This window comes from Pseudomonas sp. NPDC079367 (genome assembly GCF_044542195.1).
In the GTDB taxonomy this organism is placed as follows: domain Bacteria; phylum Pseudomonadota; class Gammaproteobacteria; order Pseudomonadales; family Pseudomonadaceae; genus Aquipseudomonas.
Map to the genome: position 1 here is coordinate 58,284 of NZ_JBITTW010000031.1, position 9,135 is coordinate 67,418.

The 9,135-nt window shown below is 59.8% G+C and carries 10 protein-coding genes; 5 read left to right on the forward strand and 5 right to left on the reverse strand.

Features of this window, described 5'->3' with window-relative positions:
• Nucleotides 1–849 (forward strand): ChaN family lipoprotein, encoded by an 849-nt coding sequence (locus tag ACIGDJ_RS20885; RefSeq protein ID WP_397479502.1) that lies wholly within the window; start codon nt 1–3, stop codon nt 847–849.
• A 231-nt stretch (nt 850–1,080) separates the two neighbouring features.
• Here ACIGDJ_RS20885 and ACIGDJ_RS20890 read toward each other — a convergent pair whose 3' ends face one another.
• The 4 genes from ACIGDJ_RS20890 to ACIGDJ_RS20905 all read right to left on the reverse strand — a co-directional run bounded on the left by ACIGDJ_RS20890 (nt 1,081) and on the right by ACIGDJ_RS20905 (nt 4,447).
• On the reverse strand, nt 1,081–1,875 hold the full coding sequence (locus ACIGDJ_RS20890; protein ID WP_101157662.1) for a Crp/Fnr family transcriptional regulator: 795 nt from the start codon (nt 1,873–1,875) through the stop codon (nt 1,081–1,083).
• Between the two features lie 15 nt (nt 1,876–1,890).
• Nucleotides 1,891–2,163 (reverse strand): TfoX/Sxy family protein, encoded by a 273-nt coding sequence (locus ACIGDJ_RS20895; protein ID WP_101157664.1) that lies wholly within the window; start codon nt 2,161–2,163, stop codon nt 1,891–1,893.
• Between the two features lie 291 nt (nt 2,164–2,454).
• The gene (locus tag ACIGDJ_RS20900) at nt 2,455–2,799 is read right to left on the reverse strand and encodes a pentapeptide repeat-containing protein (RefSeq protein WP_397479501.1); all 345 of its coding nucleotides are present in this window, start codon (nt 2,797–2,799) and stop codon (nt 2,455–2,457) included.
• Between the two features lie 91 nt (nt 2,800–2,890).
• Nucleotides 2,891–4,447, reverse strand: a complete 1,557-nt coding sequence (locus tag ACIGDJ_RS20905; RefSeq protein WP_397479500.1) for an AAA family ATPase — start codon at nt 4,445–4,447, stop codon at nt 2,891–2,893.
• Nucleotides 4,448–4,563: 116 nt separating this feature from the next.
• On the opposite strand from ACIGDJ_RS20905, the gene mrcB reads away from it, so the two are divergent.
• From mrcB to ACIGDJ_RS20920, 3 genes are read left to right on the forward strand one after another with little or no spacing between them, the layout of a single operon-like run.
• Complete coding sequence (gene mrcB, locus ACIGDJ_RS20910) at nt 4,564–6,888, forward strand: penicillin-binding protein 1B (protein WP_397479499.1); 2,325 nt, start codon at nt 4,564–4,566, stop codon at nt 6,886–6,888.
• A 16-nt stretch (nt 6,889–6,904) separates the two neighbouring features.
• A complete protein-coding gene (locus ACIGDJ_RS20915) occupies nt 6,905–7,654 on the forward strand; it encodes a tetratricopeptide repeat protein (RefSeq protein WP_101157670.1) in 750 nt (249 codons plus the stop codon).
• On the forward strand, nt 7,654–7,989 hold the full coding sequence (locus ACIGDJ_RS20920; protein ID WP_101157671.1) for a YqcC family protein: 336 nt from the start codon (nt 7,654–7,656) through the stop codon (nt 7,987–7,989). The genes ACIGDJ_RS20915 and ACIGDJ_RS20920 overlap by 1 nt, the downstream gene beginning before the upstream one ends.
• Before the next feature lie 122 nt (nt 7,990–8,111).
• Here the strand turns inward: ACIGDJ_RS20920 and ACIGDJ_RS20925 are convergent, their stop codons facing one another.
• Nucleotides 8,112–8,528 carry a DUF4124 domain-containing protein gene (locus tag ACIGDJ_RS20925; RefSeq protein WP_101157673.1) on the reverse strand — a complete coding sequence of 139 codons (417 nt, stop codon included), beginning with the start codon at nt 8,526–8,528 and terminating at the stop codon, nt 8,112–8,114.
• A 399-nt stretch (nt 8,529–8,927) separates the two neighbouring features.
• On the opposite strand from ACIGDJ_RS20925, the gene ACIGDJ_RS20930 reads away from it, so the two are divergent.
• On the forward strand, nt 8,928–9,135 hold a 208-nt coding region (locus ACIGDJ_RS20930), incomplete at its 3' end, for a thiamine pyrophosphate-binding protein (RefSeq protein WP_397504604.1).

The window sequence follows — 9,135 nt, forward strand, 5'->3', positions numbered from 1 at the left end:
ATGCGTGGAATGTGGTGGTTGGCGCTGCTGTTGCTTGCGGGGTGTCAGCACATGGCGGCTCCGCCGGTGAGCGGTGAGATCCGTGATCTGCGCAACGGCGAGGTGCTAAGCGCGCAGCAATTACTGACGCGTCTGGCTGAGCCGGAGCGCTTGATCATGGGTGAACAGCACGACAATGCCGATCATCATGCGGCGCAGTTGTGGCTTTTGCAGGCGCTCGGCGAGCAACGAGCGCAAGGCAGTCTGCTATTGGAAATGCTCACGCCGGATCAACAAGCGAAAGTCGATGCGTTGCGCCAGTCGAAATCCGTTCCGGCAGATCTGCCTGCTGCATTGGCCTGGCAGGATGGCTGGGACTGGAATCTCTACGGGCCGATCGTGCGCTTCGCCCTGACGCAGCCGTATTCGCTGCTGGCGGCCAATCTTGACGACAGCGAAACCCGCGCGTTCTACCACAATCCACCGGCTCTGAACGGTCCGCGCAGCAATTCGCTTTCGGTTAAAAAAACTTTGCTTGGGCAAATCAGTGAGTCTCACTGCGGCTTGCTGCCTGAATCACAGATGCCGGCAATGTTGGCGATCCAGCAGCAGCGTGATCGACGGATGGCCGAACGCATGCTGGCGGCACCGATCCCTACGATCCTGCTGGCCGGTGCGTGGCATGCGCGCAAAGATGTTGGTGTGCCGCTGCATGTGCAGGATCTCGGCGCTGGCGAGGCACCGACCGTGTTGATGCTGGCCGAGCAGGGCGATGCGGTAACGGCGGCGATGGCCGATTACGTCTGGTACACGCCGGCCACGCCGAAGCCGGATTATTGCGAACAGATGCGCAAGCAATTCGCCAAATGACTTTTCCACAGGCAAAAAAAGACCCGGTAAAAACCGGGTCAAATAACCGTGATTAGCCTGATGAGGAGATAATCTGAGAGTCCGAACCAAGGGCTTTTCAGAATATCGACTGATCTCGCGACCAGTTGTGATAATCATAGCGATTCTCATTACCGCGTCAACCGCTGTTTTTGCAAATCTGTAATTTAGTTTTACGAACGCCCGCGAAGCCCCGTGAAACAGGGGTTGGCACTAGTCGCGACGCATCGTCAATTGGGTGATCTGTCGATTCAACTGGCCGATACGTCGAGCCATACCTTCGATGAGGCTGTGCGCGATCTTTGGATTACTGCGGACCATGCTCAAAAATTGATCACCCGGAATCAACATCACCGTGCTCGGCTCTGACGTCACTACCGTGGCGTTGCGCGGCTCCCCAGTGAACAACGCCATCGCGCCGAAAATCTCGTCCCTGGGCACGTCGCCGACCTTGTGCCCGTCGACGAATGCCTCGGCGTGTCCATCGATCAGGACGAAGACATGGTCCGCCGAATCGCCCTGTTGGATCAGCATGGCGCCGGCCTCAACGCGTTTGAAGCCGTTGGTGCTGCGAAACTCGCGCGGTTTCAACTCCGCCACGGCGTGGGCAAGCAGCGCCATTTGCCCGAGCAAGTAGCTCAGAAACTGTTCCGTTCGGTCAGGCTCGGCATGCACATGCTGCAGAACTTCGCCACGCCGATAGGGCAGCAGGCGCAAGGCCCCGTCGCTGCACAAGCGGCAGTCGTTCCATTCTTCGCCCTGTTGCAGGCCGAGCAGATCACCTTCCTGCCAGTAGAACAGCGCGCGGCCCGCGACACAGCCATGCACAACGCCCTCGATCAGCATAAACAGCTGGTCGCCGGGCACCTGCGCAAACAGATTATCCGTTGCCTCCAGTTCGATGACGGGGGCGCATGGCGACAAATCCTGCAGCCACTGCCCAGGAATACTCTGCAAGCGATTGATCAATGCATCGGCATGGGCCGGTCGTTCACCGAGTAGATACATGGCGTCAGCGCCTGTTCAGTTCTTGTGGCGCGCAGAAATGGCTTCGAGCTGCTTGTTCAGGGCATCCTTGCGCTCGGTGGGGATGTCGTTCCAGTGCACATCCATCAACGCGCCTTCGATCGCATATAACAACACTTTCGATGCGCGAAACCCCCGAGTACGCACGGCCCGATAGGCATCCACTGCACCGAGGCGACGCAAATCCGAGGCGCTGTGGATGCCCACGGCATGCAGCCATTGCGCCGACGTCTTGCCAAGATTTTTCAGGTGTTGCAGTTCATCATTCATCAAGCCTCCTTGCGACGGCCGAATGGTGCGTGGGCGAGCTTCTCAGGAGTGTAGCCATCAGTAGGAAAAGCGTGGTTGTTTGGTCGGATTCGACGCAAAAGCTTCTAAGAAAGGGTAATGAAATGCCTGCGAACGCAGGAAGACGGGAGGAAATGCAGAAACAAATGCGTGAGCGGGCTTGCTCACGAAGGCGGCGGGTCAATCACACAGAAGTGTCGACTGTCCCGACGCCTTCGCGGGCAAGCCCGCTCCCACAGGGAAAGGGCGTGGGTTCAGGGAGATTTGCGAATATCAGCGGGTGCGATAACGCAACCGCGTGCCGAAATTCATCGACATCAAGATCTCGTCGGCACTCAGCTCCGGCGGAAAGTACGCCCCGGAGATTTGCGCGTGGGCGAGGCTGGCGCCTTCGAGCGAGGCCTTGCGAAAGTCGATGCCGCGCAGATCGGCGGAGCGGAAATACGCATCGCGGAAATCCACGCCATCGGCGTTCAGTTCACGCAGGTCCAGACCACGGAAATCGCCGCCGACCAGGTCGATCGGGCCATCCTGCGGGCGTTCCTTGTTGAAGCCTGCGACGTCATCTTTGTGCAGCAGGGCGTAAAGCGGAGTGTCGAGCAGTTTCGGCTGGCTCATGTCAGATCACCTGTTGGTTTTATGACGCCAGTATAGTGCCACTATTTGACGGCCGTGAAGCGAGCAAGGGCTTCACGGCCGAAATAGTTTTTTACAGGCCTGGCAGGCGCTGACGAATCTGCGCCACCACGGTGTCCAGCGTGCCGGATTCATTGGTCTGCACGCGTTTGCTACGCAGGATTTCTTCCGGCGTCAACGCTTCGCGATTGGCCTGTTGCGCTTCGATCACTGCCAGGGTGGCGTCGGACGGATCTTTCTGATCGGCCTGACGCATCGCCAGCCAGCTCTCGATGACTGCTTGCGGGGCGTTGCAGTCGAGGATCAGGAACGGCGTGCCGGTGGCTTCGGCAATCTTCGCGGCGTTGTCGCGCTGCTCACGCTTGAGATAGGTCGCGTCGATCACCACCGGGAACCCGGCGTGCAAAATCACCTCGGCGATCTCATGCAGGTGCGCGTACGTCGCGGCACTGGCATCGGCGCTGTAAATGCCGGCCTGCACCTCGTTGGCTACGGTCTGCTCACCGAAAAGACGCTTGCGCTCGACATCGGAACGCAGACGGATTGCGCCCAGTGCTTCGACCAGACGCATGGCCACATGACTCTTGCCGACAGCGGAAACGCCGTGGGTGATGGCCATGAAACGCGAAGGAATGGTGCTGTAGCTTTCCGCCAGGTTGGCGTAGTTGCGGTACTGACGCAGGGTGGTGGCGCGTTGCACCGCAGTCGCCTCTGCCGGCATGCTGAACAGCGCCACTTTGGCCCGTACCAGCGCGCGATAGGCTTTATAGAAGTTCAGCACTTCCAGGCCTTGATAGTCGCCAGTCAGTTCCAGGTACTGGCTGATCAGGCGACGCGCCAGCGATTTCAGGCCACGGTCTTCCAGGTCCATGGCGAGGAAACCGGTGTCGGCCCAAACGTCAGTGAATCGGAATGGCTCGTTGAACTCGATGCAATCGAAGATCACCACGTTGCCGTCGATCACAGTGGCGTTGCCCAGGTGGATGTCGCCGTGGCATTCGCGGGAGAAACCTTGGGCCTTGCGCTGTGCGAACAATGGTTTGAGGCGTTCGAAGCTGCTTTCGGCCCAGGCTTTCAGCGCCTCGAGTTGCAGCAGGTCATTCTTGTCGCTGAGGAACGGCAGGATCTGCTCGAAGTTTTGCGCGACCGGCGCCATCACGCTATCTGGCGTGCCAGCGTCGTGCTCGGCCGGGACTTTCGGGGCGTTGAGATGGAAATGGGCGATCTGCTCGGCCAGCGCATCAATGTGCTGAGTGGTCAGCTCGCCATTGGCTTGCAGGGTGCTGAGCAAGCCGCTCTGCGGGAACTGGCGCATTTTCAGCACGTATTCGATAGCTGGGCCGTCGCCACCCAATTGCGGTGCTTCGACGCTGCCGGTGACCGGCAACACGTCCAGATACAAATCAGCGGTCAAACGCTGGTTCAAACGCAGCTCTTCCGCACAGAAATGTGCGCGTGCATCGAGGCTGGTGAAGTCGAGGAAGCCGAAATTCACCGGCTTTTTCACTTTATAGGCAAAGGGACCGGTGAGAATCACCCACGAAATGTGGGTTTCGATGACCTGAAATCCTTCGACGGGATGCGGGTAGAGGGCCGGGTTTTGCAGGGCAGCGATCAGGGACTGGCTCACGGGCGATCCTTCAGAGACGGGGGAATTCGAGGCGGCCATTATGGCTGCTTGCCCGCCTGACGCAAACCTCTGCGCGTGCCTGTTGAGGATCGATAAAGTGCGTATAATCCGCCGCCATGACTCGATCCCGATCCCCCCGTACCAAGAAAAAACCACCAGCCAAGGGCCTCAGCCCATGGTTGAGCTGGGCCATTAAACTCAGCCTGGTCGGCCTTGTAGTGCTGGCCGGCTTCGCCGTTTACCTCGATGCCGTGGTGCAGGAGAAATTCTCCGGCAAGCGCTGGACCATCCCGGCCAAGGTGTACGCGCGCCCGCTTGAGCTGTTCGTCGGGCAGAAGCTCAGCAAGGACGATTTCCTCACCGAACTCGATGCCCTCGGCTATCGCCGCGAAGCCGTGAGCAACGGCCCCGGCGCCGCTGCCGTGAGTGGCAATACGGTTGACCTGAACACCCGTGGCTTCCAGTTTTATGAAGGGCTGGAGAAAGCGCAGCCGGTGCGCGTGCGCTTCTCCGGCGATTACGTCGCCGAGCTGTCCGCGACCAATGGCTCTAAGCTGTCGGTGGTACGCCTCGAGCCGCTGATGATCGGCGGCATTTATCCGAAAAATCTTGAAGACCGCATCCTGATCAAACTCGATCAGGTGCCGCCGTACCTGCTCGAAACTCTGATCGCCGTTGAAGACCGCGATTTCTACAGCCACTGGGGCGTGTCGCCGAAATCGATCGCCCGCGCCGTGTGGATCAACACCTCCGGCGGCAAGATGACCCAGGGCGGCAGTACGCTGACTCAGCAGTTGGTGAAGAACTTCTACCTGACCAGCGAACGCAGCCTGACCCGCAAGCTCACCGAAGCGATGATGGCGTTGCTGCTCGAGCTGCACTACGACAAGAAGGAAATCCTTGAGGCCTACCTCAACGAAGTCTTCGTCGGCCAGGACGGTCAGCGCGCGGTGCACGGTTTCGGTCTGGCCAGCCAGTTCTTCTTCGGCCAGCCATTGTCCGAGCTGAAACTGCATCAAGTGGCGTTGCTGGTCGGCATGGTCAAGGGGCCGTCCTACTACAACCCGCGTCGTAACCCGGAACGCGCGCTGGAACGGCGCAATCTGGTTCTCGACGTGCTGGCCCAGCAGGGCGTGGCAACCGCCGAACAGGTCGAAGGAGCGAAGAAAATGCCACTGGGTGTAACTACTCGCGGCAAGCTCGCCGACAGCTCGTTCCCGGGCTTTATCGACTTGGTCAAACGTCAGTTGCGCGAAGACTACCGCGACGAAGACTTGACCGAAGAAGGCCTGCGCATCTTCACCAGTTTCGACCCGATACTGCAGATGAAAGCCGAAGCCTCGGTCAACGACACTTTTAAACGCCTGTCCGGGCGCAAAGGCTCCGATGACGTCGAAGCGGCGATGGTCGTGACCAATCCGGAAACCGGTGAAGTCCAGGCGATGATCGGCAGCCGTCAGGCCAGTTACGCCGGTTTCAACCGTGCACTCGATGCGGTGCGCCCGATCGGTTCGTTGATCAAGCCGGCGGTGTACCTGACCGCGCTGGAGAAGCCGAGCCAATACACGTTGACCAGTTGGCTGTCCGACGATCCGCTGTCGGTCAAAGGCGCTAACGGTCAGGTGTGGAAGCCGCAAAACTACGATCGACGCTCCCACGGTACGGTTTTCCTCTATCAGGGCCTGGCGCATTCCTACAACCTCTCGACCTCGCGTCTGGGCCTGGAAGTCGGTGTGCCGAACGTCCTCAAGACCCTCGGTCGTCTGGGCGTGACCCGTGAGTTCCCGGCGTTCCCATCGATGCTGCTGGGGGCTGGCGGCATGACGCCGATCGAAGTGGCGACCATGTACCAGACGCTGGCGAACGGCGGTTTCAATACGCCGATGCGCGGGATTCGCAGCGTATTGACCGCCGAGGGCGAGCCGCTCAAGCGGTATCCGTTCCAGATCGAGCAGCGTTTCGATCCGGCCTCCATCTACCTGATCCAGAACGCCATGCAGCGGGTGATGCGTGAAGGTACCGGCAGTTCGGTTTATAACGTGCTGCCCAAGACCCTGACGCTGGCGGGCAAGACCGGTACCAGTAACGATTCGCGTGACAGCTGGTTCGCCGGTTTCAGTCAGGATCTGCTGGCGGTGGTCTGGCTCGGTCGCGATGACAACGGCAAGACGCCGTTCACCGGGGCGACCGGTGCGCTGCAGGTCTGGACCAGTTTCATGCGCAAGGCCGATCCGCTGCCACTGGACATGCCGCAGCCCGACAACGTCGTGCAGGCCTGGGTCGATTCACGCACCGGACAGGGCTCCGATGCCAACTGCCCTGGCGCGGTACAGATGCCGTATATTCGCGGCAGCGAACCGCCACCCGGCGCCGCGTGCGCAAGCGAAACACCTGCCTCGCCGGAGTCGGTGATGGACTGGGTCAAGGGCTGGATGAATTAAGCAAAGAGGGTTTCAAGTGAACAAGTGGTTGATTCCAGCGGTGACCGCCGTGGCTTTGCTCAGCGGCTGCTCCACCGTACAGCGTGGTTCGATTCCGGTAGTGGATTCGGGCACAGCCGTTTCCAACAGCGAACGTATCGGTGCCAATGGCGGTTTCCGCCAGACCACGGTCAAGCGCCCGGCGCAGGGCCAGACTCAGGCGATTCCGCAAGGCGATACCGGCGTAGTGGTAATGGTGCCGGGCGGCGGTGCTGCGGTGTCGACACCGATCAGCTCTTCGCCTATCGTCCCGGGCCCAGCATCCGGAGGGATCACGTCGGGGCCTTACAACCCATCGGCGGTTGAGTCGGCACCGATCAACTCCGGCGGCTACAGCATGCCGTCGACACCAAGCGGCATTCCTTCGGCCAGCAGTGGTGGTGGTCTGTCGGCGGATGAGCAACTGGACGGCCCGGTACTCGCTCTTTTGACCACCGCGCAACAACAGCAGGCCGGCGGCGACCTCAACGGTGCCTCTTCCAGCCTGGAGCGAGCGCAACGTGTCGCCCCGCGTGAGCCGCAGGTGCTTTACCGTCTGGCGCAGGTGCGCATGGCCCAGGGGGATGCGCCGCAAGCCGAGCAGTTTGCCCGTCGTGCGCTGACCATGGCCAACGGTCGTCCGGATCTGCAAGCCAGCCTGTGGGAATTGATCGCTCAGGCCCGTGAGAAACAAGGTGATTCTGCCGGCGCCGCGCTTGCCCGTCAGAAGGCCAAGGTTTCCCTGTGATGGATGCGCGCTTTCCGAAAATCGCCGATCAGCTATTGCTGATCGAACGAGAGTTGCGCACCCAGGGCTGGTGGGATGAGGTTGAGCCATCGGTCGAAGCCCTGAGCAGTGTCGAGCCGTTTTCGGTCGACACGCTGGACTTCGAGCAGTGGCTGCAATGGATCTTCCTGCCGCGCATGAAGATGATCCTTGAGCAGGATCTGCCCTTGCCGAGCGCCTCCGGCATTCAGGAAATGGCGGAGATGGTTTTCGCCCAACGCAATCTCGGCGGCAAGGATCGTCAGTTGCAGGTACTGCTCAAAGAGTTCGACCTGCTGATCAGCGCGTCCCGCTGACCACAGTTGTAGGGGCTTTGTAGGAGCTGCCGAAGGCTGCGATCTTTTGATTTTAGACGAGCAGGATCAAAAGATCGCAGCCTCGTTGCACTCGTCAGCTCCTACAAGTTCCGACGTCGCGATTACGAGCAATTCTCGGCGATCTGCTTCTTCGCTTCGACGATGCGCTCCTGACGCTGCGCATCGTCGAGCCTGCGCAAATCCCCTTCGACCTCCTCACGCAAACGCGGATTGTTCTGCAGTTGCGCCAGGTTCGTGCGTGCTTGTTCGCAAAACGCCTTGAGCTGCGCCTGCTGCTCGGCGACCTGTTTCTTCACCTTCGCATCAATGGCTTTCTGATCGCCAAGTACGCCGCTACCCGGCATCGGCGCAGCTCTCGGCGTGGGCGAGGAGGGCGTCTGCACGGTCGTGGACGGTTGGCCCTGCGGCGGCTGCGCATCGAAATGCGTGACACCCTGAGCATCGACCCATTTGTAGATTTGAGCGGCCGAGCACCATGGGCTGAGGCCGATCAGCAGAGTGAGGAGGAGCGTTCGCATGCTGATTCCTTGGCAAAATTGCGCAATTGACGCTAACAGAGTAGCGCTTTTCAGGTTTTTTCTTGCGTTCTCATGTGCTTACCCACAATTAACCACACAGACGACTTGACTTGCAGAGGGCGAAACAGAAGAATCCAAAGTCCGCTGTAGAGGGACTGCCAGAAGCAGACCCACTCGGTAGATCATGAGGCGCACATCCGCGCCGACCTGTTACACCCGCAACGCGTTACCTCGCGCTGGGTGGGAAAGGCCCGCAACACTTGGGACGATCCCAATACTTGCTCAGTCAGTGCTGACGTAGTCGGCGACCACCGTCGCTCATGCTCTGCCGAGAAGTAAACCTATTAAGACCCGCCCCTTTTTTGTGGACGGTATTCTGGCGTTTTAGAGGTGAACAACGTGGAGCTTTTATCTGGCGGTGAGATGCTCGTCCGCTTTTTGCGTGACGAAGGCGTCAAATATATCTACGGGTACCCAGGCGGTGCTCTCCTGCATGTTTACGATGCCCTGTTCAAAGAACCGGAAGTGACCCACATCCTGGTTCGTCACGAACAAGCGGCTACCCATATGGCTGACGGCTACGCCCGTGCCACCGGTAAAGCCGGCG

Coding starts and splice junctions, on each gene's coding strand:
- ACIGDJ_RS20920 (WP_101157671.1), top strand. CDS start 7,654: ATGGATGCGCGCTTTCCGAAAATCGCCGATCAGCTATTGCTGATCGAA.
- ACIGDJ_RS20895 (WP_101157664.1), bottom strand. CDS start 2,163: ATGAATGATGAACTGCAACACCTGAAAAATCTTGGCAAGACGTCGGCG.
- ACIGDJ_RS20900 (WP_397479501.1), bottom strand. CDS start 2,799: ATGAGCCAGCCGAAACTGCTCGACACTCCGCTTTACGCCCTGCTGCAC.
- ACIGDJ_RS20925 (WP_101157673.1), bottom strand. CDS start 8,528: ATGCGAACGCTCCTCCTCACTCTGCTGATCGGCCTCAGCCCATGGTGC.
- ACIGDJ_RS20885 (WP_397479502.1), top strand. CDS start 1: ATGCGTGGAATGTGGTGGTTGGCGCTGCTGTTGCTTGCGGGGTGTCAG.
- mrcB (WP_397479499.1), top strand. CDS start 4,564: ATGACTCGATCCCGATCCCCCCGTACCAAGAAAAAACCACCAGCCAAG.
- ACIGDJ_RS20890 (WP_101157662.1), bottom strand. CDS start 1,875: ATGTATCTACTCGGTGAACGACCGGCCCATGCCGATGCATTGATCAAT.